The organism is Streptomyces rapamycinicus NRRL 5491 (genome assembly GCF_024298965.1).
In the GTDB taxonomy this organism is placed as follows: Bacteria; Actinomycetota; Actinomycetes; order Streptomycetales; family Streptomycetaceae; genus Streptomyces; species Streptomyces rapamycinicus.
This window is the reverse complement of sequence record NZ_CP085193.1, coordinates 11,966,814-11,993,049: the sequence shown is the minus strand read 5'-3', so window position 1 is coordinate 11,993,049 and position 26,236 is coordinate 11,966,814. Positions and strand designations below refer to the sequence as shown.

General features: G+C 71.5%; 27 protein-coding genes and 1 pseudogene. 19 read left to right on the top strand and 9 right to left on the bottom strand.

Annotated elements, in window-relative coordinates; translation table 11 throughout:
• Positions 1–2: 2 nt before the first annotated feature.
• The 3 genes from LIV37_RS49405 to LIV37_RS49395 form a co-directional block, all read right to left on the bottom strand.
• Positions 3–1,385: a hypothetical protein gene (locus LIV37_RS49405; protein ID WP_020874603.1), complete on the bottom strand. Its 1,383-nt coding sequence runs from the start codon at positions 1,383–1,385 to the stop codon at positions 3–5.
• 163 nt (positions 1,386–1,548) lie between these two features.
• Positions 1,549–2,373, bottom strand: a complete 825-nt coding sequence (locus LIV37_RS49400; RefSeq protein WP_121826460.1) for a PaaX family transcriptional regulator — start codon at positions 2,371–2,373, stop codon at positions 1,549–1,551.
• Between the two features lie 68 nt (positions 2,374–2,441).
• The gene (locus tag LIV37_RS49395) at positions 2,442–2,867 is read right to left on the bottom strand and encodes a MarR family winged helix-turn-helix transcriptional regulator (protein ID WP_121826683.1); all 426 of its coding nucleotides are present in this window, start codon (positions 2,865–2,867) and stop codon (positions 2,442–2,444) included.
• Between the two features lie 247 nt (positions 2,868–3,114).
• Here LIV37_RS49395 and LIV37_RS49390 point away from each other — a divergent pair, with 247 nt between their 5' ends.
• From LIV37_RS49390 to LIV37_RS49375, 4 genes are read left to right on the top strand one after another with little or no spacing between them, the layout of a single operon-like run.
• Positions 3,115–4,032, top strand: a complete 918-nt coding sequence (locus LIV37_RS49390; protein ID WP_020874600.1) for an SDR family NAD(P)-dependent oxidoreductase — start codon at positions 3,115–3,117, stop codon at positions 4,030–4,032.
• On the top strand, positions 4,032–4,907 hold the full coding sequence (locus LIV37_RS49385; protein WP_020874599.1) for an amidohydrolase family protein: 876 nt from the start codon (positions 4,032–4,034) through the stop codon (positions 4,905–4,907). The genes LIV37_RS49390 and LIV37_RS49385 overlap by 1 nt, the downstream gene beginning before the upstream one ends.
• 10 nt (positions 4,908–4,917) lie before the next feature.
• A complete protein-coding gene (menE, locus tag LIV37_RS49380) occupies positions 4,918–6,444 on the top strand; it encodes an o-succinylbenzoate--CoA ligase (protein WP_020874598.1) in 1,527 nt (508 codons plus the stop codon).
• The gene (locus tag LIV37_RS49375) at positions 6,441–6,896 is read left to right on the top strand and encodes a MaoC family dehydratase (protein WP_020874597.1); all 456 of its coding nucleotides are present in this window, start codon (positions 6,441–6,443) and stop codon (positions 6,894–6,896) included. The genes menE and LIV37_RS49375 overlap by 4 nt, the downstream gene beginning before the upstream one ends.
• Before the next feature lie 87 nt (positions 6,897–6,983).
• Here LIV37_RS49375 and LIV37_RS49370 read toward each other — a convergent pair whose 3' ends face one another.
• On the bottom strand, positions 6,984–7,277 hold the full coding sequence (locus tag LIV37_RS49370; protein WP_309471222.1) for a hypothetical protein: 294 nt from the start codon (positions 7,275–7,277) through the stop codon (positions 6,984–6,986).
• Positions 7,278–7,540: 263 nt separating this feature from the next.
• Here LIV37_RS49370 and LIV37_RS49365 point away from each other — a divergent pair, with 263 nt between their 5' ends.
• The 8 genes from LIV37_RS49365 (at position 7,541) to tcuA (ending at position 15,362) form a co-directional block, all read left to right on the top strand.
• On the top strand, positions 7,541–8,002 hold the full coding sequence (locus LIV37_RS49365; RefSeq protein WP_020874595.1) for a winged helix-turn-helix transcriptional regulator: 462 nt from the start codon (positions 7,541–7,543) through the stop codon (positions 8,000–8,002).
• 45 nt (positions 8,003–8,047) lie between these two features.
• A complete protein-coding gene (locus LIV37_RS49360) occupies positions 8,048–8,446 on the top strand; it encodes a nuclear transport factor 2 family protein (protein WP_121826461.1) in 399 nt (132 codons plus the stop codon).
• A gap of 186 nt (positions 8,447–8,632) precedes the next feature.
• Complete coding sequence (locus LIV37_RS49355) at positions 8,633–9,625, top strand: Ldh family oxidoreductase (protein WP_020874593.1); 993 nt, start codon at positions 8,633–8,635, stop codon at positions 9,623–9,625.
• Entirely contained in the window at positions 9,618–10,160 is a 543-nt protein-coding gene (locus tag LIV37_RS49350) for a PaaI family thioesterase (RefSeq protein WP_020874592.1), read from the top strand. Before LIV37_RS49355 ends, LIV37_RS49350 begins: the two co-directional genes overlap by 8 nt.
• 7 nt (positions 10,161–10,167) lie before the next feature.
• Complete coding sequence (locus LIV37_RS49345) at positions 10,168–11,196, top strand: LLM class flavin-dependent oxidoreductase (RefSeq protein ID WP_020874591.1); 1,029 nt, start codon at positions 10,168–10,170, stop codon at positions 11,194–11,196.
• A complete protein-coding gene (locus tag LIV37_RS49340; RefSeq protein ID WP_020874590.1) occupies positions 11,193–12,836 on the top strand; it encodes an AMP-binding protein in 1,644 nt (547 codons plus the stop codon). The genes LIV37_RS49345 and LIV37_RS49340 overlap by 4 nt, the downstream gene beginning before the upstream one ends.
• Positions 12,837–12,845: 9 nt before the next feature.
• Positions 12,846–13,781, top strand: a complete 936-nt coding sequence (locus LIV37_RS49335; RefSeq protein WP_020874589.1) for a beta/alpha barrel domain-containing protein — start codon at positions 12,846–12,848, stop codon at positions 13,779–13,781.
• A gap of 84 nt (positions 13,782–13,865) precedes the next feature.
• Positions 13,866–15,362, top strand: coding sequence for an FAD-dependent tricarballylate dehydrogenase TcuA (gene tcuA, locus LIV37_RS49330; RefSeq protein ID WP_020874588.1), 1,497 nt, complete (start codon positions 13,866–13,868; stop codon positions 15,360–15,362).
• 84 nt (positions 15,363–15,446) lie between these two features.
• Here the strand turns inward: tcuA and LIV37_RS49325 are convergent, their stop codons facing one another.
• Positions 15,447–15,968 (bottom strand): MarR family winged helix-turn-helix transcriptional regulator, encoded by a 522-nt coding sequence (locus LIV37_RS49325; RefSeq protein WP_243146515.1) that lies wholly within the window; start codon positions 15,966–15,968, stop codon positions 15,447–15,449.
• A 77-nt stretch (positions 15,969–16,045) separates the two neighbouring features.
• Here LIV37_RS49325 and LIV37_RS49320 point away from each other — a divergent pair, with 77 nt between their 5' ends.
• Together LIV37_RS49320 and LIV37_RS49315 are read left to right on the top strand one after the other, a co-directional pair.
• On the top strand, positions 16,046–16,555 hold the full coding sequence (locus tag LIV37_RS49320; RefSeq protein ID WP_121826462.1) for a flavin reductase family protein: 510 nt from the start codon (positions 16,046–16,048) through the stop codon (positions 16,553–16,555).
• Positions 16,556–16,652: 97 nt separating this feature from the next.
• Entirely contained in the window at positions 16,653–17,231 is a 579-nt protein-coding gene (locus LIV37_RS49315) for a glucuronyl esterase domain-containing protein (RefSeq protein ID WP_373920798.1), read from the top strand.
• Between the two features lie 43 nt (positions 17,232–17,274).
• Here the strand turns inward: LIV37_RS49315 and LIV37_RS49310 are convergent, their stop codons facing one another.
• Both LIV37_RS49310 and LIV37_RS49305 read right to left on the bottom strand, forming a co-directional pair.
• Positions 17,275–17,928, bottom strand: coding sequence for a response regulator transcription factor (locus tag LIV37_RS49310; RefSeq protein ID WP_020874583.1), 654 nt, complete (start codon positions 17,926–17,928; stop codon positions 17,275–17,277).
• A gap of 4 nt (positions 17,929–17,932) precedes the next feature.
• Positions 17,933–19,141, bottom strand: a complete 1,209-nt coding sequence (locus tag LIV37_RS49305; RefSeq protein WP_020874582.1) for a sensor histidine kinase — start codon at positions 19,139–19,141, stop codon at positions 17,933–17,935.
• A gap of 166 nt (positions 19,142–19,307) precedes the next feature.
• On the opposite strand from LIV37_RS49305, the gene LIV37_RS49300 reads away from it, so the two are divergent.
• The gene (locus LIV37_RS49300; RefSeq protein ID WP_020874581.1) at positions 19,308–20,534 is read left to right on the top strand and encodes a hypothetical protein; all 1,227 of its coding nucleotides are present in this window, start codon (positions 19,308–19,310) and stop codon (positions 20,532–20,534) included.
• On the opposite strand, the gene LIV37_RS49295 is transcribed toward LIV37_RS49300, so the two are convergent.
• Positions 20,460–21,260, bottom strand: a complete 801-nt coding sequence (locus LIV37_RS49295) for a CPBP family intramembrane glutamic endopeptidase (protein ID WP_121826685.1) — start codon at positions 21,258–21,260, stop codon at positions 20,460–20,462. The genes LIV37_RS49300 and LIV37_RS49295 overlap by 75 nt on opposite strands.
• Before the next feature lie 112 nt (positions 21,261–21,372).
• Positions 21,373–22,275 carry a TetR/AcrR family transcriptional regulator gene (locus LIV37_RS49290; protein ID WP_020874579.1) on the bottom strand — a complete coding sequence of 301 codons (903 nt, stop codon included), beginning with the start codon at positions 22,273–22,275 and terminating at the stop codon, positions 21,373–21,375.
• A 72-nt stretch (positions 22,276–22,347) separates the two neighbouring features.
• Between LIV37_RS49290 and LIV37_RS49285 the strand changes: the two genes are divergently transcribed.
• The 4 genes and pseudogenes from LIV37_RS49285 to LIV37_RS49270 all read left to right on the top strand — a co-directional run.
• Complete coding sequence (locus LIV37_RS49285) at positions 22,348–24,516, top strand: alpha-L-rhamnosidase C-terminal domain-containing protein (protein ID WP_158634995.1); 2,169 nt, start codon at positions 22,348–22,350, stop codon at positions 24,514–24,516.
• Positions 24,517–24,745: 229 nt separating this feature from the next.
• Entirely contained in the window at positions 24,746–25,618 is an 873-nt protein-coding gene (locus tag LIV37_RS49280; protein ID WP_243146516.1) for a dienelactone hydrolase family protein, read from the top strand.
• Positions 25,515–25,874: a polyprenyl synthetase family protein gene (locus LIV37_RS49275; protein ID WP_251983349.1), complete on the top strand. Its 360-nt coding sequence runs from the start codon at positions 25,515–25,517 to the stop codon at positions 25,872–25,874. Before LIV37_RS49280 ends, LIV37_RS49275 begins: the two co-directional genes overlap by 104 nt.
• Positions 25,861–26,163: pseudogene (locus LIV37_RS49270) on the top strand (polyprenyl synthetase family protein); the annotation flags it as partial. The gene LIV37_RS49275 and the pseudogene LIV37_RS49270, both read left to right, overlap by 14 nt.
• Positions 26,164–26,236 lie beyond the last annotated feature (73 nt).

The following is a 26,236-nucleotide window of genomic DNA, read 5'->3' as shown; positions in this document are numbered from 1 at the left end:
CGTCAGTGGCGGACGGGAGGCGCCGGGCGATCGCGGCCGACCGTCAGACGTGCCGGGCGGTACGGGGCGTACGCCGCCCCGTCCAGGCCGAGCGCGGTGGCGGACCGCTGCAGCGCGGCCGGGGTCGCGGCGTCGTCCCAGCGGCCGGTGACGACGCGGTGTTCGAGTGCGTGCAGGGCGGCCACGGTCTCGGCGGTGGTGAACGCGCAGTGGCCCTGTCGTGTGACGTAGGCCTGCCGCAGCAGCGCGCCGCCCCCGGCCGTGCGCACCCGGTCGCCGAACCGCCGTTCCTGCTCCGCGGGTACGAGGTTGTCGGCGATCGTGTGCACGTCCAGCAGTGGTACGCCGAGGCCCTGACCGGCGGACGAGGTGCGCCGCGCGGTACGGACCGCGGCGGGGTCGGCGGCGATCGAGGCACCCCGGGTCAGGGACGTCAGGTCGGCCCGCAGGTCGAGTCCGGCCGTCCGGTACAGCGCGCGGACCTGCGGGGCGTGAGCGGATCCGGCGAGCAGGCGGGCGTAGTCGACGCCCCGGTTCCAGGAGTTGTTGCCACCGACGGACTGCTCCATGGCGAACCGGCCGCCCTCGACGAACGACAGGATGCCTTGCGCGAACCATGTGTACTGCTGCTCCTCCTGGCCCGCCCAGTCGGCCGGGGCGGGCCGGTCCCTTCCGGGCGCCCAGGCGGGCAGGTTGAGGAAGGCCGCGGCCAGCGCGATCCGGGCCCGGCCCCGCGGAGTGGCCTGCGCGGCGGTGACGGCGTCGGTGAGCTTCCCGGCGGTGGCGGCCGCGTCCTCGGCGGAGCCGAAGCGCACCAGACCGACGTCCTGCCCCGGCAGGAGCAGCCGGGAGATGGTGTACTCGGCGTCGAGTTGGTAGTTGTCCAGGTCGGTGCCGCCCGCGACCAGGCCGCACAGGCCGAGCGCGCCGTCGACACGGCCGGCGCCGTCGCGGGCGATCTGCGCGTTGACGAGTCCGCCCATGGACTGGCCGACGGCCAGGGTGCGCCGCGGGGTGCCGATCTTCGCGGCGACGGCGTCGAGCGTGGCGAACTGATCGGCTTCCGCGCTGTTCAGGGCCCACATCGAGCCATGGGGGTCGTACGACGAACCGGCCATCGCATAGCCCTCGGAGAGCAACTCGGTGCGTACCGCGTCGGAGGGGGCGTCCTGGGCGACGGTGGGGCCGAAGCCGTGGCTGAACAGCAGCAGAGTGCCGTTCCAGCGGTCGGGGACGTCCGCGATCCAGGTGGCGCCGTCGGCGAGGGTGCCGGTGAGGTGGGCGGTGGCCGTCGGGTCCGCCCGGGCGGCTGACCAGGGAAGGGCTGCGAGGACGACGGACGCCAGGGCGGCCAGGGCGATGCGCGGACGGGTGCGAGCGGACATGGAAGTGGCTCCTTGTGGGCGGCTGCGGAGCGGGGAACCCGGGGCGCGTGCTCAGCGCGCTGAATGAAGGTGTGGAGGAATGTAGGGCTGATTTCTTGCAGCCGTCAACGCAATGCACAATTTCGCCTGAGAGCGTGCCCTGGCGTGGCGCGTGTGCGGACGGCTACGCCGGAACGGTTTCGATCGACCGGCGCGCCGCGTCCCGGGCGGGCGCCTCCAACAGGCCGTGGACCGCGCGGAACGTCTCCTCCGCCCCGGCCGCAGGCCAGTCCTCCGGCAGATGCCGTACGGGCAACCGGGGATCGCTGCGGATGACCTGGAGCCACTCGGCGGTCAATCGGAGACGCAGCGCGAGGGCGTCCTCTCCGGCCGGGTCCACCCCACCCGAGGCGTACGGCCGCCAGGACGCGTCGAAGTCCCGGTAACCGGCGCCCAGTGCGCGCAGGTCCCAGGTGTCGTCGACCATCTCGGCGATGTCCATGCCGGCGTCCGCGTGGGCGCGGAAGACCTTCACATGCGCGGCCAGGCCCAGCTCGGCGACGATCTCGGAGACGTCGACCTCGCCCGGCGCGATCCACAGTCCGCTGAACAGCGCGCCGAAGCCCGCCCAGGTCAGCTGGGAGCGCAGATCGTGCCGCTGGCGCTGCCAGGACTCCGGGAGTGAGAAGCCGAGCAGGGTCCAGGTGCCGTCCCATTCGCGGTTGACCGCGCCCGTCTTCCAGATGCGCCGCTCACCGTCACGGAGGATCGCCTCCGAGCGGCCGGTGAGGCCGATGTAGGTCCGCCGGCCCTCACGCCGGCGACTCAGCAGGCCACGGCCGACCATGCGGGTGAGGGTGGACCGGGTGGCCTGCTCTCCGACTCCGGCGCGCCGGAACACCTCGATGACGCTCCCCGTGTACACGCACACCCCGCGGCCCAGCACTTCGTCACCGAGGAAGCTGAGCAGGAGGGACTGGGGGCGGAGGGCTGGACCGGTCACACGCATACATTACGAGGCCCCCGCACACGCGGCAGCCGGCACCCGGCGGCGGTTGTCGCCGGCCGTCCGGCGGGTCAGGCGAGCCCGTTCCCGGCGACGCGCACCAGGAGCGTGTGCAGCGTCTCCCGTTCGGCGGGGGCGAGCGGGGTGAGCAGTTCGTCGGTCACCCGCCTGCCCGCCTGGTGCGTGCCGCGGAGGAACGCGCGGCCGTCCTCGGTGAGGACGACGATGCGGCTGCGGCGGTCGTCGGGGGCGGGGCGGCGCTCGGCGAAGCCCAGCTTCTCCAGGTCGTCCACCAGGCCGACGATCGCGCTCGGGTCATAACCGAGCCGGGCGCTGAGCTCTCGCTGCAACGCGCCCTCACAGGTGGCGAGGTAGCGCAGCACGGCGTAGTGCCGCAGCCGCAGCCCCGACTCCTGGAGGAAGGTGTTGAACAGCTGACCGGAGCGCAGACCGAGGCGGTACAGCAGATAGCCCGTGTCCGCGTGCAGCGCCCGCATCCACGGTTCGTCCGCGTCGATGGGGGGCGGGGTGTCGGTGTGCCGGCGGGCGATGGTGGGCTCCCTGGTCTCGGCCCCGGGGCGCCGGTCTCGGCTCTCCCCCGGAGGGTGGGTCTCGTGTGCAGAGTCCAGCATGGCGCACCCGAGGCGAACAACAACTGTTGACGACACCAATTATTGCGCTTAGCTTCGATCTCGCCGCCGCACTCCGCGCCGGACAGGCGCACCCATGCGAAGGGATCCGCTCGTGCCCACCATCGATCTGACCGGCAAGGCCGCCGTCGTCACCGGCAGCGGCCGGGGCCTCGGCCTCGCCTACGCACACGCCCTCGCCGCCCACGGCGCGTCCGTGGTCGTCAACGATGTCGACGAAGCCGTGGCCGAACAGGCCGTCAAATCCATCACCGAGGCGGGTGGCACCGCCGTGGCCGAGGTGGTCCCGGTCGGCTCCGCGGAGGCCGCCGACCGGCTGGTGAACCGTGCCGTAGCGGAGTTCGGCCGGCTCGACATCCTGGTCACCAACGCGGGCATCCTGCGCGACAAGGTGCTCTGGAAGATGACCGACGAGGACTTCGACGCGGTCGTCACCACCCATCTGCGAGCCACCTTCACCTGCGCCCGCGCCGCCTCGTTGCGCATGCGCGAACAGGGCGAGGGCGGCACGCTCGTCCTCGTCGGCTCCCCGGCCGGGCAGCGCGGCAACTTCGGCCAGACCAACTACGCCGCCGCCAAGGCCGGAATCGCCGCCATGGCCCGCACCTGGTCCATGGAACTGTCCCGCGCGGACATCACCGTCAACGCGATCGTGCCGGTCGCCGCCACCGCGATGACCGAGACCATTCCCGCCTTCGCCCCGTATGTGGAGGCCCTGAGGAACGGCGAACCGCTGCCGGACTTCCTGCGCAAGGGCGAGGGATTCGGCACCCCGGAGGACTGCGCCGCCCTCGTCCCCTTCCTGGCCTCCGACGCCGCCCGCGGCATCACCGGCCAGTGCGTCGGCATCGGCGGCGACAAGGTGGCGCTCTGGTCACATCCGCAGGAGATCCGGACCGCCTACGCGGACGGCGGGTGGACCTCCGAGGCCCTCGCCGACGCCTGGCCCACATCGATCGGCGCCGAGCCGCAGTCGGTGGGCATCCCCGCGCCGAAGACCCCGGAGGCGTGATGGACCTCCGGAACCTGGTCGCCATCGACGTCCACACCCACGCGGAGGTGTCCTCCAAGGGCCACTCCTCCCTGGACGACGATCTGCACGCCGCCTCCGCCGCCTACTTCAAGGTCGAGGGGAAACGGAAGCCCACCATCGAGGAAACGGCCGCCTACTACCGCGAACGGCGGATGGCCGCCGTCATCTTCACCGTGGACGCCGAGTCCGCCACCGGCACCGAGCCCGTCCCGAACGAGGAGGTCGCCGAGGCAGCCGCCGCCAACGCGGACGTCCTCATCCCCTTCGCCTCCATCGACCCCTTCCGGGGGAAGGCGGGGGTACGGCGGGCCCGGCGGCTGGTCGAGGAGTACGGCGTGAAGGGCTTCAAGTTCCACCCCAGTGTCCAGGGTTTCTTCCCCGACGACCGCTCGGTGGCGTACGGCCTGTACGAGGTGATCGAGGAGACCGGCACCATCGCTCTCTTCCACACCGGCCAGACCGGCATCGGCGCCGGCGTGCCCGGCGGGGGCGGCATCCGGCTGAAGTACTCCAACCCGCTCCATGTGGACGACGTGGCCGCCGACTTCCCGCATCTGAAGATCATCCTGGCGCACCCCTCGTTCCCCTGGCAGGACGAGGCGCTGGCGGTGGCGACCCACAAGCCCGGCGTGCACATCGACCTGTCCGGCTGGTCGCCGAAGTACTTCCCGCCGCAGCTTGTGCAGTACGCCAACACACTGCTGAAGGACAAGGTCCTGTTCGGTTCGGACTTCCCGGTGCTCACCCCGGACCGATGGCTGGCCGACTTCGACAAGCTCTCCATCAAGGACGCGGTCAAGCCGAAGATCCTCAAGGAGAACGCGGCCCGGCTGCTCGGACTGACACAACCGTAAGGGGTGCCGGATGCGCAACGAGGGACTGGGGTCATGGCCCGCACGCCGGGCCCGTAAGACCCCGAACCGCACGGCCCTGATCCACGGCGAGCGGTCGACCGACTACCGCACCCTGCACACCCGTACCAACCGCCTCGCCCATGCCCTGCGCGCCCGGGGCATCAGGCGTGGCGACCGCATCGCCCACCTCGGCCCCAACCACCCCGCCTATCTGGAGACCCTGTTCGCCGCCGGCCTGCTCGGCGCCGTCTTCGTCCCCCTCAACACCCGGCTCACCGGCCCCGAGATCGCGTACCAGCTCGCCGACTCCGGCGCCAAAGCCCTCATCCACGGTGCCGCACAAGCCGGGCTCGTCGCCGGACTGCCCGCCGACACCGATGTACGGACCTGTATCGAGATCGGCGACACATACGAACAGGCCCTGGCGGCCGCGTCGGCCGAGCCGATCGATGAACCGGTCTCCCCCGACGACACCTGCCTCATCATGTACACCTCGGGGACGACCGGCCGCCCCAAGGGCGCGATGCTCACCCACTCCAACATCATCTGGAACGCCGTCAATGTACTGGTCGACCACGATCTGTTCGCCGACGAGCGCGCCCTGGTGTCCGCCCCGCTGTTCCACACCGCCGGGCTGAACATGATCACCTTGCCGGTACTGCTCAAGGGCGGCACCTGCGTCCTGGTGGAGGCCTTCGATCCGGGGACGACCCTGGACCTGATCGAACGGCATCGCATCACCTTCATGTTCGGGGTGCCGGCGATGTTCGGCCAGGTGGCCCGGCATCCCCGCTGGGCGAACGCCGATCTGTCCTCGCTCCGCATCCTCACCTGCGGCGGATCCCCGGTACCGACCCCGCTCATCGCCACCTACCAGGAACGCGGGCTCACCTTCCTCCAGGGCTACGGCATGACCGAGGCCGCGCCCGGCACACTCTTCCTGGACGCCGAGCACGCCGCCGACAAGGCGGGCTCCGCGGGCGTACCGCACTTCTTCAGCGACGTACGGGTCGTACGGCCCGGCCTCACCCCGGTCGGCACCGGCGAGACCGGCGAAGTGGTGGTGCGCGGACCACATGTGATGGCCGGCTACTGGGGGCTGCCCGAGGAGACGGAGGCCGCGTTCGAGGGCGGCTGGTTCCGCAGCGGGGACGCGGCCCGGGTCGACGAAGACGGTTATGTGTACATCGTCGACCGGATCAAGGACATGATCATCTCCGGCGGCGAGAACGTCTACCCCGCCGAGATCGAAGATCTCCTCCTCGCCCACCCGGACATCGCCGAGTGCGCGGTGATCGGTGTCCCGGACGACACATGGGGCGAGGTGCCACGGGCGGTCGTCGTCCCGGCGGCGGGCACCGGACTCGACCCGGAGCAGGTGCTGGCATCACTGTCCGGGCGGCTCGCCAAGTACAAGATCCCCAAGTCGGTGGTGGTCGCGGACGAACTTCCGCGCACCGCCTCCGGAAAGCTCCTCAAGTCCCGGGTGCGCGACCGCTACGGCACGCCCGCCCCCGAACAGGAAGCCGATTCATGAGCATCACCGTCAACGGTCTGGACGAACTGAAGAAGCTCGCCGACGCGGACCTCGGCACCAGCGAGTGGATCGAGGTCACCCAGGACCGCATCGGCACCTTCGCCGATGCCACCGACGATCACCAGTGGATCCACACCGACCCGGAGCGAGCGGCCCAGGGCCCCTTCGGCGCGCCGATCGCGCACGGCTACCTCACGTTGTCCCTGTTCATCCCCCTCTTCACCCAACTCCTGGACGTACGGGGCGTGACCACCAAGGTGAACTACGGCCTGAACAAGGTGCGCTTCCCGGCGCCGGTGAAGGCCGGGTCCCGCATACGGCTGGTGGCCCGGCTCACCTCGGTCGAGGACGTACCCGGCGGCGTCCAGATCACCGTCGACGGCACGATCGAGGTGGACGGCGGCACGAAGCCCGCTGCCGTGGTGCAGAGTCTGTCCCGCTTCTACGTCTGACCTGCCGCACCACGGAGAAGACCGGCGAGTCCGGCCGCCGACGCCGCCGACCACCGCACCGCCGGACCGGCTTCCCGGAACCTCGACTCAGGCGGCGAGCACCTGTGCCACCGCCATCGCGGACAGGGGCGCCGCCGGGATGCGTACCGGCGCGACCGGGCCATGAGCGGGCCACACGCGGTATGTGGTCTTGGCCGGATCCACCAGGGGCTCACCGAGAGTGATCCGCCCCTGGGAGTACAGCCTGTCGCATACGGGGGTGGGCAGCGCGGCGTAGCAGCCGCCCCTGTTGGTGACGGAATCGTACGGCTGCCAGTAGCCGTACCGGCGTCGTCCACTCGCGTGCACGGTGCAGAACACCGGGGTTCGGGAGTTGGACATGACGCGGAGAACACCGGCGTCGGCAGCCTCGAACGGAACCTCGGAACGGGAGCGGGACGAGTAGAGGACCGGGGACATCAAGGCTGCCTTTCCGAGGGGCCGGGACTCAAGATCAGCTACCTAATTAAAGCAGTGATTTGATCTCGATGGGCACAACTTCCGCCCAAGCGGCGGGGCTTGGGCACGTCGGCACGGCCACCGGTAGCATTACAGGACTACTTTCGATTCAAGACTACTACCGGGATCACCCAAGAGGAGAAGCCGTGCCCGACCGCGGGAGCCGCATCACCTTCCAGCACGGCCAGGAGTTCCTGGCCGCGATCTCCGAGCGCTGGAACTACCAGATCCTGCGGGAGGTGTTCTTCGGTGTCGGCCGGTTCGGCGAGCTCAAGCGAGCGCTGGGCATTTCGGCGAACATCCTCACCGCGCGGCTGAACAGCCTGACCGAACTGGGTCTGCTCACCAAGCGCGCCTACCGCGCGGACAAGCCGTGGTACGAGTACGAGCTCACCGACAGCGCCCGTGAACTCGTCGTCCCGGCCATCGCGGCCATCACGCGCTGGGCCGAGAGCCATGCGACCGACAGCGACATCAGCCGGCACCCACTGATGCACACGGTGTGCGGCAACCCGACCAATCCGTACCTCGCGTGCAGCAGCTGCCACCAGCCGGTCGAGGCGTCGACCCTGCGACCGGTGCCCGCCGAGGAAGACGGCGCCCGCTGATCAGGCTAATAGCGAATTGAAACTAGTAGCGTTACGCTACTAGTCATGACAGACACTGCACACGCGACATCCGTGCCCGGCTGGGTCCTGAAGTTCATGGACGCCATCGACACCCTGGAGTTCGACGAGGGCTTCGCACCGCTGACCGAGGACACCGAGATGCACTTCGGCACCGCGCACATCCACGGCGCCGAGGCCATCAAGGCGTTCTTCGTCAAGATCGACGAGCCGCTGAACATCACGCACGAGGTTCTGGAGTTCTGGGCCGCGGGCGACGGCGTCCGCCTGCTGCGCGGCGAGGCGACCATGGCCAGGAAGAGCGCGCCGGACCAGGTGGTGCGCGCCCCGTTCATGCACATCTTCTACCTCGACCAGGAAGAGCCGGTTCGCGTCCGGACACTGCGCATCACCGCGGGCCCGCTCCAGACCGACGCCGTGATGTGACCCCCTCTCCGGGGATCGGCCGACGATCCCCGGAGACGCACCCCCTGCCGCCCCGCGCGCGTACACACCCCCATCGACAGCCCGCCCGGGTATCAGCATGCTTGCTATCCAGTACGCATGCTTATATTGTCTCAGCATGCTTACGGACGGGCGAATCCCCAGCTCCCACACCGTGGAGGTCGGCTCATGACGGCTCTGTCCCTCCCCGACGCCCGCGCACTCGTCGCGGCGGCGATGACCTCCTGCGGGCATTCCGCCGAGGCCGCCGAGACCATCGCCGATCATCTGGTCGACTGCGAACTGCGCGGGCTGTCCTTCGGCGGGCTCGCCCGCGCGCTGTCCATAGCGGAGCGCATTCGCACCACCGAGGCGCCGCCGCGGCCGATCCGGATCGTCGCCGAGACGCCGGTGTCCGCCACCGTGGACGGCGGCGACCAGGTGGGCTACCTCGTCGGTACGCACGCGTTGCGGCTGGCCATGGCGAAGGCCCGCGCCCAGGGAATCGCGGTCGTCGGCGCGCACAACACCTGGTACACCGGGATGTTCTCGTACTACCTGGAGAAGGCCGCGGCCGCCGGGCTCGCCGGGATGATCGCGGGCAGCGGACCGGCGGTGGTGGCCCCGCACGGCGGCACCGAAGCCCGGTTCGGGACCAACCCGATCGCGTTCGGGTTCCCGGCCACCCCGACTCCGGTCATCTGGGACATCGGCACCTCCGCCGTGATGTACGGGGAGGTGCGGCTGAAGGCGCGGCTCGGAGAGAAGCTGGCACCCGGCCAGGCCTACGACGCGGCCGGGGCCCCGACGCTCGACCCGGCCGCCGCGCTCGGGGGCGCGTTCGGCGTATGGGGCGCGCACAAGGGCTCCGGGCTCGCCCTGGTCGTCCAGTTGCTCGGCATGATGACCGGCGCGGCCGCCGACCCGCCGGGCGTTTCGGACTGCGGCTTCTTCGTCGTACTGGTCGATCCGGGCGTGCTCACCGACCCGGACGACTACCGGCGGCGGGTCGCGGCCTTCGCCGAATCGGTCCGCGCCACCCGTCCCGTCGAGGACGGCCACGCGGTGCGGATGCCGTTCGACCGCTCGGCGAGCCGCCGGGACGAGACGCTCCGGCGCGGCGCCATCGACGTACCCGAAGCGGTGGTGGCGGCCCTGCGCAAGGAGGCCGCGGGTGGCTGAGGACCCCGACACCTTCGCGGAGGGTCCCGACGCCCTCACGGACGACCCCGACGCCTTCACGATCGAGCCCTCCCCGTCGGGCCGGCTCCTGTGCGGCGGCTGCGCTCCGCACGACGCCTGCCGCCTGGGCGTCGAGATCGCCGAGGTGCGCGACGGCGCGGTGCGGTTCGAGGTCGTCTGCCCACCGTTCTGGCACGGCGGGCCCGGTGTCGCGCACGGCGGCTGGACCGCCGCGGTGTTCGACGACGCGCTCAGCGTCGTCGCGCTGCGGATCGAACCGCGGCTGGTCACCAAGTCGCTGACGGTCCGCTACCTCCGCCCGGTCCCGGTCGGGCGGCCCGTGGACGTCCTGGCGCGGATCGAGCGGCACACCGGCAGACGGTGGGAGGTGTCCGCCGGGATGACGCTCGCCGGTACGGCGCTGGCCACCGCCCGGGCCGAGCTGCGGACCCGCCGACCCGACCACTTCGCCCGCCACGAAGCCTGGCTCGCCCGCCGATCACCATCACCCAACGGACCCCACGCAGAAAGCTGAGAACGCCATGGTCGAATTCCTCACCGGGCTGCAGCCCCTTCAGACCACTGAAACCGACCCCGACCTCATGATCTCCAGGATCCAGGAACTGGACCGCTCGCAGGTCATCGACCGGGTCCTGCTCGGGTACTCCTCCACCTGGCCGCACAACCACGCCACCGCGCCGTTCGCGCTGGCGACGTCGGAGAGGTTCTCGCCCATCGTCGCGCACCGTCCGGGCGTGATGGCGCCGGTGGCCGCCGCGCGCTACTTCGCCACCCTCGACGTACTCGCGCGGGGCAGGCTCGCCGTCAACGTGGTCGTGGGCGGCTCCGACAAGGATCTGCGCCGCGAGTCGGACGACCTCCCCAAGGCCGACCGCTACCGGCGGGCGGTCGAGTACCTCGACATCATCCGCCGCGCCTGGACCGAGACCGAGCCCTTCGACCACCACGGCGAGTACTACACGGCCGAGGCGGTGAAGCTGGGGACCAAGCCGGTGCAGGGCCAGGTGCCCATCTTCATGGGCGGCGAGAGCGCCGACGCCGTGGACTTCGGCGCCCGCCACGCCGACCTGTACATGCTGTGGGGGGAGCCGCTCGCCGGCACCAGGGAACGCATCGACCGGGTCACCGCGGCGGCCGAAGGCCACGGCCGTGCCATGCGGTTCTCGCTGAGCCTGCGCCTGTTCATCGGTGACACCGACGACGAGGCCTGGGCCCGGGCCCGGGCCGTGGAGCGGCAGATCGCCGAGGCCGCCGGAACCCCGGCCTTCCTGCGCTCGTCGTCGACCGACACCTCCGTCGGGCGGCAACGGGCTCTCGCGCTCACCGACCACGAACTGCACGACGACTGCTTCTGGACCGGCCTGACCAAGCTCCTGGGCGGCTTCGCCAACTCCCAGGCGCTCGTCGGCACCGAGGAGCGCGTCCTGGACACCCTCGGCAGGTACCGGGAGCTCGGGGTCGACACGTTTCTGGTGACGACCGGCGCCGAAGCGGCCTGGGACCCGTCGTTGGAGGGCTTCCTGGCCCGGGCGAAGAAGGAGCTGGCATGACGGTATCCACCGCCCGGGGCAATGGTGCCACGGGCCTGGAGGGATTCTCCGATCTCGCCGACGGCACGGTCGGCGGGCTCCTCGCCGCCCGCGCCGCGCTGCACCCCGACAAGCCCGCGCTCGTCTTCGAAGACAGCGAGCTGACCTACGGCGCGCTCGACGCCGCCGTCACCGACGTGGCTCGCGGTCTGGTATCGGCGGGCGCCGCCCCCGGCGGCTCGGTCGGGATCTTCCTGCCCAACCGGCCCGAATACGTGCTCGCCTGGCTGGGAGCGGCCCGCGCGGGGGCCGTCGAGGTCCCGATCAACATCGCCTACAAGGGCTCCTTCCTCGACCACGCGCTCCGCAGCACCGGCGTGCGGGTGCTGGTCACCGACGCGGCCCTGCTGGAACTCGTCGCCGACCTGCCGGACGTACCGCACACCCTCGAGACCGTCGTCCTGCTCGACGGCGACCGCCGGCGCCGCACCCCGCCCGGGGTGACGGTACGGACCTGGAACGAGCTGCTCGCGGCCGGTGACCCGGCGGCGGAGCTCCCCCGCGTCGCGCCGCGGGACCCGGTCGCGATCATGCTCACGTCCGGAACGACCGGGCGCAGCAAGGGAGTTGTGCACCCGCATCTGATGCCCCTGGTCGCCGCGCGCGAATGCGCGGCGCAGCTGGCCACGACCGCCGATGAGCGGCTCTACACCTGTCTGCCGCTCTTCCACGGCGCCGCGCAGATCAACATATCCCTGCACGCCTTCTACGCGGGGGCGACCGTGGTCCTCGGGCGCCGGTTCAGCGCCAGCAGGTTCTGGGACGAGCTGCGCACCCACCGGGTCACCCAGTTCAACGCGCTCGGCTCGGTCCTGCCGATGCTCCTGGCGCAGCCCCCGTCCGACCGCGATCGCGACCACCGGGCGACGAAGGTGTTCGCCGCGCCCGCCCCGCCGCAGGTACTGCATCCGTTCGAGGAGCGCTTCGGCGTCCATGTCGTCGAGGGCTACGGGCTCACCGAGATCAAGAACGTTCTCTACAACCCTCTTGACGCCCGGAAGGCCGGGTCGCTGGGACTGCCCACCGAATCGTCCGTTCTGGAGATCCACGACGAATCGGGGCAGCGTGCCGCGCCCGGCCGGGCCGGGGAGATCGTGTACCGGCCCCGCCTGCCGGACATCATGTTCTCCGGCTACCACCGCGATCCCGAAGCGACACTCGCGACCATGAAGGATCTCTGGTGGCACACCGGCGACCTGGGCTACACGGACCAGGACGGCTACTTCTACTTCATCGACCGCAAGAAGGACGCGCTGCGCCGCCGCGGTGAGAACATCTCCTCCCACGAGATCGAATCGGTTCTGCTCGCCTGCCCCGGCGTCATGGCCGCCGCCGCCATCGGCACCCCGTCGGAGCTGGGCGAGGACGAGGTCCTCGTCGTCGTACAGCCCGAACCCGGCCATGAGCTGGACTTCCCCACGCTGTTCGCCCACTGCGACCACTCGATGCCGCACTTCATGGTCCCCCGCTACTACCGCGTCGTGGACCGGCTTCCCATCACCCCGAACGGCAAGGTGCGCAAGCACCGGCTGCGTGACCAGGGCCGCGTCGGGGCCTGGGACGCACTGGCCGCCGGGCTCGCACCCACCCGCCACTCCTGAGGAACCACCATGCCCCTGCCCGACGGAGTGCGCATCCGCGAGATCGCGCCCCGGTTGACCTTCCAGGACCATACGGTCCCGACCGACGTCAAGATCGAACTCATGCGGCGCCTGGTCGATGCAGGCGTCCGCGGGTTCGAGCTGTCCTCCTTCGTCCGGCCCGATCTCGTACCTGGGCTCGCCGACGCCGCGGAGGTGTTCGCCCGGGTGCCGCGGGTGCCCGGGCTCAGCCTCGGCTGCTGTGTCGGCAATGCGCGCGGGCTCGCCCGCGCGGTCGACGCGGGGGCCGACACGGCGCATTTCCTGCTCTCCGCCGACGAGGAGTTCGCCCGCGCCAACATCGGACGGTCCACGGCGGACTCGTTGCGCGAGCTGGAGCGCATGGCCGCGTACGCCGCGGACAAGGACATCCTGCTCGGCACCTACGTCATCTTCGCCTGGGGTGGGCCGACCGGCCCCGCACGCACCGGCGAGGATCTCCAGCCGCTGGCCCGGCGGCTCCTCGACATCGGGGTGGAGCACTGGATCCTCGCGGATTCCTCCGGCTACGCGGCACCGTCCCAGATCCGTGAACTCGTCGCCAGCGCGCTCACGCACATACCGCCCGGGAACCTGACCGTACAGATCCACGACGGCCGCGGCATGGGCCTCGCCGCCCTGCTCCCGCTCCTCGAACTCGGCGTCCGCGCCATCGACACCTCCCTCGCCGGCAGCGGCGGCCACCCGGCGATGCCCGGCGCCCAGGGCGGGGGGCTGTGCACCGAGGACGCCGTACAGATGCTCGAACTGTGCGGTGTGAACACCGGTATCGATCTGCCCCGCCTCATCGAGACGGCGAACTGGCTCACCGGCGAGGTCGGCGTGCCCGGTAAGGGGTTCGTCCGGCACACCGGCCGCGTGCCGAGCACGGCCCGCCCCGGCGATCCGCTCGCCTTCACCTGGTGACACCGGGCCAGAGCTCGCGCCCGAGGCGCCACCGCCACGCCGACCCACGCACATCGGTTCAGCAGCACGAATCCAGGAGGACCAGTGACGCATACCCGTACGCCCACGATCGTCGTCGCCGGCGCCGGGCTGACCGGCCTCTCGGCGGCGATCTCCGCCCGCGAGGCCGGCGCCCGCGTGGTGCTGCTGGAGAAGGGCAGCCGCGAGGACGTCGGCGGGAACGCGGCCTTCTCCGGCGGTCTGTTCCTGTTCTGCTACGACGGGCCGGACGATCTGACCTCGATCACGGAGGACTTCGAGCCGGGCATGAGGGCCGACCGGATCGAGGCACCTCCCTACACCCGCGATGCCTACGCGGCCGAGCTGTCGGCGATGAGCGGCGGCCGGGCCGAGCCGCGGCTGGTCGGGGCGCTCGCCGAACGGTCGTTGGACACGGTGCGCTGGCTGGCCGCGAAGGGCGTCCGCTTCACGTTCAACCGCACTCTGGGGGCCGAGGTCCGCGACAGTGTCCTGCACATCCCGCCCGGCCAGATACTGACCTGCGTCGGCGAGGGAATGTCACGCGGGTTCGAGGGGATCCGGCCGCTGCTCGCGCACGCCGAGCGGATCGGCGTGGAAATCCACTGGTCCACACCGCTGGTGGAGGTGCGGCGCGGCGATGGCCGGGTCACGGGCGCCGTGGTCGGCGACGGCAGCCGGACCGTGCCCGCCGACGCCGTGGTGGTCGCCACCGGCGGCTTCCAGGCCAGCCGTGAACTGCGCCGCGGGCATCTGGGGGCGGAGTGGGAGACGGTGCGCCTGCGCGGCACCCGCCTGGCAACGGGCGACGGGATCCACGCCGCGCTGCGTGCCGGGGCGGAGAAGGCCGGGACGTGGTCGAGCTGCCATTCGGCCGCGGTCGACCCGAGCGTGCCGTCACCGGGGCGCAGTGCGGACTCGCCGCCGTTCCCGCTGCACGGCTTCTGGCTCGGCGTGCTCGTCAACCGCGATGGTGAGCGGTTCGTCGACGAGAGCCCCGGCCCGTGGGTCAGGAACTACTCGAAGATGGGCAGGGCGATCATGAGTCAGCCCGGGTGCGAGGCATTCGAGATCTTCGACCAGCGCACCGCGGCCCGGGTGGCCGATGAGTTCGCCGGCGCGGCGGTGCCCATCGTCGCGCATACGGTCGTCGAGCTCGCGGAGCGGATCGGGGTGCCCGCGGACCGGCTGACGCACACGCTCGAGGCGTTCAACAACGCCTGCGCGCCCGGCGACACCGTCAGCGAGGACCGCGGCACGTCCGGCATCACCCCGGCCAAGTCCCACTGGGCGGCGCCCCTCGACCGGCCACCGTACGTCGCCTACCCCGCGGTCGCAGGGCTCACCTTCACCTTCGGCGGCATCCGGATCGACCCGGACGGACGGGCGCTCGGGGCCAACGGGGCGCCGGTGCCCGGCCTGTACGCGGCGGGCGAGGCCATCGGCGGTCTGTTCTACGGCGACTATCCCGGTGGCGCCGCCCTTATGCGCGCCGCGGTGTTCGGCCGCGCGGCCGGACGCACCGCCGCGACCGAAGCCGCGCCGGCGCCGCACCCGGCCTGACGACGACTCACCCGGCCCGACGACCACCGCGCGGGCCGGGGACCCGTCCCGCGGGGACTCCCCCGCGGGCGGTCGTCCGCGCGTCTACTCCTCCGGGCGGCCCATGTCCCGGAGTTCGTTCTCCACCATGAGCGCGGCCTGCCGCAGACGCCCGTCGGTGGCGACGATGTCGTCCCGCCCCAGTGTGGCGTTCAATGTGTCGCTGATCTTGAGAACCTCGTTGCTCATCTCCTCCAAGGCGGCCAGGCCTGCCTCGGTGACCTGGAGCGAGAGCGCCCGTTCGCTCTCCGGATGCGCGGCGCGGGCCACGAAACCGCGGTTCTCCAGCTGCGTGACCATCCGCGTCATGGTCTGCGGCCGCGCATAGCAACGGCGGGACAGCTGAGCGAGGCTGAGATGGGGCTGATTGGCCAGGATGCGCAGGGCGGTGTAGCTGGACAGCGTCATCTTCCACGGACGCAGTCGGGTGTTCCCGATCCTGGTGACCGCCCGCTCGAACCGGAAGACCGCATCGATCATCGAGGACGCTTCGTCCATGTCTGCGGCAGCCCCGTTCGGCGAGCGACCGTCGTCGAACGGGTTGATGTAGGGGAGAGCGCTGGACACCCGTACAGCATACGGCCCGCGGGACCGAAACATCAGCATGCTTGCATTGATGCTAAGCATGCTTCTATTTTATAAGCATGCTTACATCTACGAGCTCCCAGCAGCCGGGCCCCGACACCGCACGTTTCCGGGCCGTCCTCGGCCACTTCCCCAGCGGCATCACCGCCATCACTTCGCGTGACGCACAAGGCGGGCCGGTGGGCATGACCGTCGCGTCGTTCACCTCCGTCTCACTCACGCCTCCACTCGTGGCGTTCCTGCCCGGCAAGACGTCGTCGACCTTCCCGGTCATCGCCGAACGCGGCACCTTCTGCGTCAACGTCCTCGCCACCGGCCAGGAGGGGATCTGCCGCGCCCTGTCGGTGTCGGGCGGCGACAAGTTCGCCGAGGTGGCCTGGCAGCCGGGGCCGCACGGAGACCCGGTCATCGACGGCGTGGTCGCCTGGATCGACTGCGGGATCGAAGCCGTGCACGACGCCGGTGACCACTACATCGTCATCGGGCGGGTCAACGACCTCGACGCCGACAGCACGGCCGCACCCCTGCTGTTCTTCCGAAGCCGCTACAACCACCTCGTATCCGCGTGACCGGCGAGCGACCGCGGCAGAAGGAAAACGGCCAACTTCACGGTCCCGCGTTCCGGGCGTTGTCGGCCCCTCGGCCCGCTTCTAGAAGGCGGACGCGATCGGCGTCACGGGATGCTCGCGGTACGGGAAGGGCGCCTTCGCGGTCGGCGCGTTCGACCAGCGCATCGCCCTGACCATGCCGATCGAGTCGGGCACCGCCGGTCTCCCCGTCTACCGCGGGGTTCCGGGAGAGGGCGGCGCACAGCCGCTGAGCAGAGCCTACTCCGAACAGCCGTGGCTGGGCGACGCGTTCGGCTCCTTCACGGGCGACCCGGCCACGCTGCCGGTGGACACCCACGAGATCGTGGCCATGGTCGCGCCGCGGGGGCTGTTCATCATGGAGAACCCGCACATCGACTGGCTGGGAGCCAGGTCCGGAAGCGTGGCAGCCCTGGGCGGGGCGGAGGTCTACAAGGCGCTCGGCGCGGAGAGCAACATCAGTTACTGGTCGGACATCCAGGACGGCAACCACTGCGCCGTCCGGTCCGAGTGGAAGGCTCCCCTGCAGCAGAACATCCGGAAGTTCCTGCTGAGGACGGGGAACGACCCCGGCGTGTTCAGGGTCTCGGGCAAGAAGGCGGGCAACCTGGCCGAATGGCGGAACTGGCAGACCCCGATCCTCACCGGTCAGCCCTGACGCCAGTGGCGTAGCCCGGCGGCCGGATCCGTACACCCGCCGGTCAGGGCCGCGGATGGGCGTCGTGGGTGAGGAGGGCGAGCTGGACGCGGTTGTCCAGGCCCAGTTTGGCCAGGGCGCTGGAGAGGTGGGCCTTGACCGTGCCGAGGGAGAGGTGCAGGCGGGTGCCGATGTCGGTGTTGGACAGGCCCTCGGCGACCGCCTCGGCCACCTCGCGCTCGCGTTCGGTGAGCGACGCCAGCCGCTGCCGGGCGTGTTCGGCCCGGTCGTCCGGTCCGCCCGCCGCGTGCCGGATGAGGACACGCGCGGCGGACGGCGACAGCGCGGGCTCACCCCGGGCCGCCCGCCGTACCGCCTCGACGATTTCCTCGGGTACGGCGTGCTTGACGAGGTATCCGGCGGCACCGGCGCGCATCGCCTCCAGCACCAGGCCGTGCTCGTCGAAGGTGGTCAGCACGATCACCTGCGGGGCCTGGGCACCGCGCCGGATGAGCTCACGAGTGGCCGCGAGGCCGTCCATGACCGGCATCCGGATGTCCATCAGGACCACATCGGGCGCGTGTTCGCGGACGGCGGTGGCCACCTCGGCGCCGTCCGCCGCCTCCCCAACGACCTCGATACCGTCCGCCCCGCGCAGCATCATCTTCAGCCCGGTCCGCACCAGGGGGTCGTCGTCGGCCAGCAGCACTCGGATCATCGCGTCACCTCGCGGGCCACGGTAGCCGGGCGCGCAGCGTGAAGGTGCCGTCGGTGGCGGCGTGGTCGAGGGTGCCGCCGTCGAGCCGGACCCGTTCGGCGAGCCCGGTCAGACCGGCGCCGGTGCCCGGGACCGCCCCGTCGGCGCGTGGCGCGGCGGGCAGTCCGTTGCGGACCTCCACCGTGAGGCCGCCGCCGGGGCCGCCGGCCAGCCGTACGCTGACGGGCGTGCCGGGCGCGTGCTTGCGGGCGTTGGTCAGACCCTCCTGCGCCACGCGGTAGACGGTCCGGTGAACCTGCCCCCGCAGGGCGCGGACGGCGTCGGCGGTCAGCTCGGTACGGAAGTCCACCGGCTGCCCCGTGGCACGGGCGTCCGCGACCAGACCGCCGATGTCCGCGATCCGTGGCAGCAGCGACACCGGCTCTCCGCCGTCCTCCGCCCGCAGCAGGTGCAGCACCTCCTGCAACTCCTCCACGGCCTGGTGCGCGTTGCCCCGGATCACCTCGGCGCTCTCGGCGACCTCGGCGCCGCTCAGCGCGGGACCGGCGCCCGCCTCCGCCTGCCGGGTGCGGTAGGCCAGCGCGCCCGCGTGCACGGAGAGCAGGGAGATGCGGTGCGCCAGCACGTCGTGCATCTCGCGGGCGATGGCCTGTCGTTCGCCGCGGCGGGCGTCGGCGAGCCGGCGCTCCTCTTCGGTCCGGGCCCGCTCGGCGTCCACGCGCAGCCGCTCGACGAGCAGCCGCCGGGAACGCAGGGCGCTGCCCGAGGCGAAGGCGGCCAGGAGGTAGGCCAGCGAGAACGCGGCATCGAGCCACAGGTCGTCAGCCGCTCCTGAGAGCAGCAGACCGGAGGGCACCATGCAGGCCATGTACGCACCGAGCATCAACAGCGCCCGCCGCCAGCGCAGACGGAGCGCGAGGTTGGTGACGATCACCGCACCGGCAGGCAGGGCGCTGGTCGCCAGCGCCACCGCGGGCAGTCCGATCAGCGCCACGGTGAGCGGGAAACCACGCCGCCACCACAGCGCACAGCAGGCCAGGAGCCCCAGCAGCGGGTCCAGTTCCGCCGCCCACCCCGGCAGGCCGCCCTGCTCCTTCACCACGCCGAGGACGACCATGCCGAGGAAGACGGCCGCGCAGAAGAGCCCCGCGTCCACCGCCCGGTCGCGCCAGGTACGCCCGGCCGGGAGGGCGAGGTCGAGGCCGTTGGTCATGTGGTGAGGGTATGCGGGCCGCGAAGGGCGGCACATCGGCCAACCGGCCAGACGTCCCTCGGCCATCGGTCTGACCCCCGCCATTTCCTCCTGGACATTCGGCGAATGGTGCCGACCCGGGTGGCTCCCGCAGGCTGCTGTCATCCGGAAGACGGGAGAGAACGAGATGGGTGCAGTCCAGGTCAGCAGGGCGCGGTTTCTGCGGCTCGCGGGGGCCGTCGCAGTCGGCGCGGCACTGCCCGCCGGGTACGCCGCCGCGTCGGAGTGGCACGACAGCCCGCGCGCCCCGGCCGGTCGGAAGCGGGCGGGGGACGCCGGGCCGGGAGGGGTGCGTTATCGCGGGGTCGTCTACGAAGTAGGAGAGGGCGAGACGCCGGCCACGGCGTGGAGCGCGGCTCGTGCCCGCACCGATCTGCGGGCGATCCGCCACCAACTGCACGCCGACACGGTGAAGATCACCGGCGACGGCGTCGAGCGGCTCACCCGTACCGCGGCCGAGGCGGCCGAGAACGGTCTGCGTGTCTGGCTGGAGCCGACCCTCGGCGATGTGCCCGCTTCGGACATCCTCGACCACCTCGCGGAGACCGGACGGTTCGCGGAACGGCTGCGTCGGCAGGGTGTGCGGGTGCATCTCAACGTGGGCTGTGAGTTCCTGCTGTTCGTCCCCGGGATCGTGCCCGGCGCCACCGCGACCGAGCGGATCGAGAACCTGGTCAAGGGCAACTACGATCCGGTGAAGACCGCCCGGCGACTGCGCCGCTTCACCGCACGGGCCGCCGCCGTCGGCCGCGCGGTCTTCCGCGGGCCGCTGTCATACGGGGCCGCGCAGGACGAGGACGTGGACTGGGACCTGTTCGACCTGGTGTGCATCGACTACTACGGCTGGTTTCCGAACCGCGCCGGACACGTCAAGGAGCTGCGTAAGTACCAGCGTCACGGCAAGCCGCTCGCGATCACCGAGTTCGGCTGCTGCACCTTCGAGGGCGCGCCCCGCCTGGGCGGTATGGGCTGGGACGTCGTCGACTACGCCAAGACGCCGCCGCGGGTGAAGAAGGGGCTGGTGCGCAGCGAGCACACACAGGCGGCGTATCTGACCGATGTGCTGGACGTTTTCGAGTCGATGAACCTGTACGCGGCCATGGCCTACACCTTCGTCACGCCCGACGCCCCTCACCGCCGCGAGCCGCGACTCGACCTGGACATGGCCGCCTACAGCCTGGTGAAAGTGGTCCGGGACCGTCCGGCGGAGCCGGATTCCCCCTGGCACTGGGAGCCCAAGGAATCCTTCCGGGCCCTGGCCGGGGAGTACCGGGCACGTTCAGCGCGGTCCGGTGCGCCGCGCCTCCGTTCCCGGCGTCTCGTCGGGGCCGACGCGGACGGTCTCGGCGGATGAGTGGACGCCTTCGGCGCCGTACCGGCGCAGCAGCCACAGACCGTACGCCAAGTGGAAGGCGTACACGCTCACCTGCCACCAGTCCGGGGCCGAGCCGGGAGAGCGGATCTGGAAGAAGTCGTCGAGTCCGTGGACGGCCACCATCGGCCAGATCGAGCCGATCGCGTAGCGCAGGGCGGCGCAGGTGAAGCCGAAGAAGCCGGCGGACAGCATCTGCCACAGGGTGTCGTCGAGCGGATCGCCGAAGAACAGGTAGTTCTGGATGTGGCCCGCTCCGAAGAGGACGGCGACGGCGATGGCCGCGCGCATCGGACCGAGTGGGCCGAGGGCCTGCTGGACGAGTCCCCGGCTGTACATCTCCTCGTTGACGCCGACCCACAGCAGCGACACCAGGCCGCTGACGACCACGGTCGCGCTGCCGTCGAGGCCGGCCACGGTGTACGAGCAGGCGACCAGCAGCATGGGCGCGGCGAGCCACCAGCGGCGCGGACGGCCGGGCGTGGCCACCCCGGAGACGCGCAGCCAGCCCCACCGCCACAGCACGAGCCATACCCCCGCGGCGCAGATGACGTTGACCAGGGTGGCGCCGAGGTCCGGGTACCAGGAGGGGGCCAGTGGGGGCAGGATGACCTTGGCGAAGAGCAGCAGCACGGTGTGCCATGCGAACGTCAACTCCACCGCGCCCCACAGTGGATGACGGATGACGTGGTCTTTCCACGGCTGCATCACGGGGACGAGCGTAGCCGCGGGCACGGAAAAGGGAACGCGGAGCCTTCGGTGATCGAGATGATCTGGTCTTGCCTTGCTACTCCTGGCTGGACTTTCGGCACTGGGCCTCCTACGCCGGGCGGGGCCGGCGGGCGCGGTAGGCGCGTTGGCGGCAGGCGTCGGAGCAGTAGGTACGCGGGCGGCCGGTGGAAGCGGGGCGAGGGATGGGGTTGCCGCATTGCGGACAGGGAGTTTCGTAACGCTTTGGTGTTTCGTCGCGGCCATTGGCCTGGTTCCGGACGAACGTCCCGATGCTGTCCAGCACGAGCCGGAGGCCGAACTCGAAGCCACGGTCGCGGGGGTGATGCAGGGCACCCGCGGCGCGGAGGCTCGCCACCATGGGATAGCGCGCCGGGACGAAGACGGCGTCCCAGAAGTGGGCGCGGGCGGCCCACCACTGCTCGTCGGTCAGGCCGGAATGGCGCTCGACGGCGGCCGCGTCGAGGGCGTCGCGGGCGGCGCCACGCACATAGGCGTCGACCGTGTCGAACACGTGGACCAGGGCCGCCGGGGGCAGACCGGTCGCGGTGAGCACTCGCAGGACGGACTCGTACCAGGCGAAGCCGTGGGGGCCCAGGGCGGGACGCCCGGCCGGAAGGCGCAGGATCCACGGGTGGCGGTGGTAGAGGCCCCAGTCGGCGCGGGCGGACAGTTCCAGCCGGGTCCGCCAGTCGCCCGGCGCGGCATCGGCCGGCGGGACTTCGCCCATCACGGCGTCCGTCATGAGGTCGAGCAGTTCGGCCTTGCCGGGCACGTAACGGTAGAGCGACATCGTGGTGCAGCCGAGCCGTTCGGCGATCCGGCGCATGGACACGGCGGCGAGTCCTTGTGCGTCGGCGATCCCGACGGCGGTGCGCACGATCTGCTCAAGGGTGAAGGCGGGGCGCCGGCCTCGGTTCGGGCGCTCGCCCAGGCCCCAGAGCAGTTCCAGGCCGCGCACGGCGTTCGTTTCCTCGCCATGGCCGGATTTCATCCGCCATCACCCCGCCAAACGTTGACCGCCACTCAGCGTATGCGTACAGCATAAACAATGAAATTGAACCGAATGACTCGTTCAACCATGGTCCTCGCCTGTCTCGCCGCCACCCTCTCCGGGACTCTCGCCGCCGGACCTCAGAACCGGGCAGTGGCCCTGTCCCGGGAGCCGGTCGGCATGGATCCGGCCTGGCGACAGCAGGTGCTGCACGTCCCCGGCGCCTTCGTGCGGCCCACATCGGTGACCGTCGAGGGAGACGGTGGCACCGTCACCGGCGCAGACGGGGCGTTACGGGAGGGCGGCGCGGCGGCGATCCTCACCACGAGCGCGCCACGGGGCGCGCGGCTGGTGATCGACCTCGGCGTACTGGCCGGAGGGTACGTCGAGTTGGGGGTCCGGCGGGCGTCGGGCGCGCCGATCAGGGCGTCGTACGCGGAGGCGCGCCAGTACCTGGGCCCGGCCGGGGACGCCGATCCCGACCCCGACGGCTTCTTCTACGGGGGCCGGTCCCTGGGCACCGACGACGATCCCGACGGACGGGCGGACGTCTACGCCCCGCCGCGCGGAGCCACCGTGCTGCGCAGCCCCGGTCTGCGCGGCTCCCAGCGGTATGTCGCGATCACGCTGGACGGACCCGGTTCGCTCGCTCTGGACTTCGTACGGGTGCGGCAGACGGCCTTCCCCGGGGCGTACGACGGGCACTTCCTCTCCAGCGATCCGGTGCTCAACCGTGCCTGGTACGCGAGCGCCTACGGCCTGGAGCTGTCGACGGCCCGTGGACGCCGTACCGCCGCGGGGCGGCCGTGGGTCGTCATGGACGGCCCCAAGCGGGACCGCACGGTGTACGCGGGCGACGTCCAGCTCGTGGCCCTGGCCGCGTACCAGCAGGGCGGCGCCTACCGCCGCGTGCTGCGCGACACCATCAACCTGTTCGCCTGCCAGCAGCGGCCCGACGGCACGCTTCCGGCCACCAGCCTGATCGATGTGCCGTGCGAGCCCGGCGACCCGGGCCCGCCGGACGGGTCACCGGCCGGGTTCGAACCGCCGGGCGCGGCCGGGCAGGTCAGGCTCGACAGCTTCACCCTCCTGTGGGTCGTCAGCGTGGCCGACTACCTGCGTTTCACCGGGGACAGGGCCTTCGTACGGCCGCTCCTCCCCGTCGCCCGCCGCGCCCTGCGGTTCTTCGGCGAACACGCCCCGGACGCCGACGGCGGGCTGTTCCGGACCGCCGACTACGGCGGGCTGCCCGCCCAGAACTGGCACACCCCGGACCGGGCCGCCGGCCTCGACGCCACCACCAACGCCGCCTACTACGCGGCGCTGCGCTCGCTGGCCCGGCTCGAACAGTCCGTGGCGGGCGACCGGGGCGCCGCGGCGGCGCTCGACCGCCGGGCGGACCGGGTCCGGGCCGCGCTCCTCAGCAGGCTGTGGGATCCGGCGGCGGGGGCCATGACGCTCAACACCGACGATCCGCGCCGCGACCACACCGCCGACGCCAACGCCGCCGCCCTCGCCTTCGGGGTGCTCGACCGCCCGCGGGCCCGGCGCGCCATCGCATACCTGGACACGCACCTCAGCGGTCCGTACGGCACGCTCACCACCCGGCACACCGGCAACCCCTACATGACGCGGTACATCTCCCCGTATGTGATGGCCCAGGAGAGCCTGGGCCGGTTCCGCCACGGGGACGGCGCCGGAGCGCTCGGGCTGATCCGCACCGCATGGGACCACATGATCCGCAAGGGTCCCGGCACACCGTGGGAGGAGGCCGGTGCCGACGGGAAGCCGGCCGTGCCCCGGCCCGGCACATCACTGGCCTGGGGCGGGCACGTCGGCATGGCCCACGCCTGGAGTACCGCGGTGCCCGCGCTGTCGATGCACGTGCTCGGCGTCCGCCCGATCGCCGACGGCTACCGCAGATGGGCGGTGGAGCCCGATCCGATCGACCTGGGCTGGGCACAGGGCGACGTCCCGGTGCCGCCGGGCACGTTGTCCGTGCGGTGGCGGCGCGGGGCGGGCGATGACTCGTTCGTCCTCACCGTCCGGGCACCGGAAGGCACGGCCGGCCGGGTCGCGGTTCCCCTCCTCCACAAGGACCGCACCATCGCCGTGGACGGCCGGATCGCCTGGCGCAACGGCCGCCCGTCGGGGGACGCGGGCCGGGGCGCCCACCGGGTGGGCGATACGGTCGTCTTCGAGGGGGTGCGTGGAACCGCCACCTTCGCCTGGGCGGGGTAGGCGCCGAGGCCGACGACGATCGACGACGCCGTACCGCCCGCGGGAAAAGGGCTGGGCGGGTTGACGTCCGGGTTGGTAGCGTGCGGGCGACCGTGGCAACGAGCCGGGAGGTGAGACCCATGAACGCTGTATCCGTGTGGGTGCTCCCCCGCTTCGTCACGGTCGGGCGATTGAGGTAGGTGTCGCCGGGAGCGCCTCGACAACAGGCACTCCCGAAAGGCAACACCCTATGAATTCTGTGCAGTTCACCGCGGAGACATCGGCCGGCGGTGTGATGGAACGCGACTTCACCGTCGGTGAGGTCCCCGGTGTGCTCTGGTCACCCGCGTCCGGTCCCGAGCGCGCGCCGCTGGTGCTCATGGGGCACGGTGGCGGCACCCACAAGAAGGCACCGGCGATGTCGGGCCGTACCGAACGCCTCATCGCCGACTGCGGTTTCCACGTCGCCGTCATCAACGCGCCCGGTCACGGCGGCCGACCGCGTACGGCGGTCGACGAGCGGGAGATCGCCGCGATGCGGCGGGCGATGGCGGCGGGCGAGCCGGTCGGCCCGACCGTCGTCCGCTACAACGCCCACCTGGCCGAGCGTGCCGTACCGGAGTGGCGGGCGACACTGGACGCCCTCCAGGCGTTGCCGGAGATCGGCGCGGACGGGCCGGTCGGCTACTTCGGTCTGAACATGGGCACCTCGATCGGGGTACCGCTAGCGGCGGCCGATCCCAGGATCACCGCCGCGGTCTTCGGCGTCTTCTGGCACGACTTGGCCGAGACGGCGCAGCGGATCACCATCCCGGTAGAGTTCGTGCTCCAGTGGAACGACGAGCACATCCCGCGCCAGTCGGGTCTGGCGTTGTTCGACGCCTTCGCCTCGAAGGAGAAGACGTTGCACGCCAACGCGGGCAGGCACAAGGAGGTGCGCCCGTACCCGCCTCCACCAGGGGGTCGCCGCTCCCCTTCTGCATCTGCTGGACAACCCCGGGCGCTCGTGGCGCCCCTACGTGGCCGCGGCCGTGCTCTGCCTCCTCGGCGCGGACCCCGAGCCCTACCGGCCGCTGACGGCGGTCACCGAGCTCCTCCATGTCTCGGCGCTGGTCATCGATGACATCCAGGACAACTCCCCCACCCGGCGCGGCCGTCCGAGCGTCCACGAGGTCTTCGGCACCGCTCCCGCGATCACCGCCGGCACCCTCGGCTACTACACCTTCGATGCCCTCATCAGCGCGTCCCGCAGGCCGACCCCGGCACCATGCTGCGCATCTACCCGCTCTATCTGCGGGACCTGCGCGCCCCCACGCCGGTCAGGCCCTCGACCTCGCCGGGCACCACGCCGCGTTCGACGAAGCCGTGGCAACCGGTGACGCCCGCGCCCTCCTCGACCAGATCCGCACCGCCCACCGGCTCAAGACGGGCATGCTCGTCCGCAGCACCGCCGAGGTCTCCGCGATCCTCGGCGGCGCCGACGAGACCCAACTCGCCGCGATCTGCGAGTACTTCGAGGCCGTCGGCGTCGCCTACCAGATCACCGACGACGTCGCCGACCTGTACGGGCAGTCCACCCCCGACGAACACCAGCGGGGCATCACCACCCGCTCCCCCGCCGAAGACCTGCGCAACGGCGAGGTCACCTACCCCGTGGCCCACGCCACCGGCCTCCTCGACGCGGCCGACCGCCGGCGCCTGCGCGACGCCCTCCGGGAGCGCTCCAGCGGGAGACGGACCA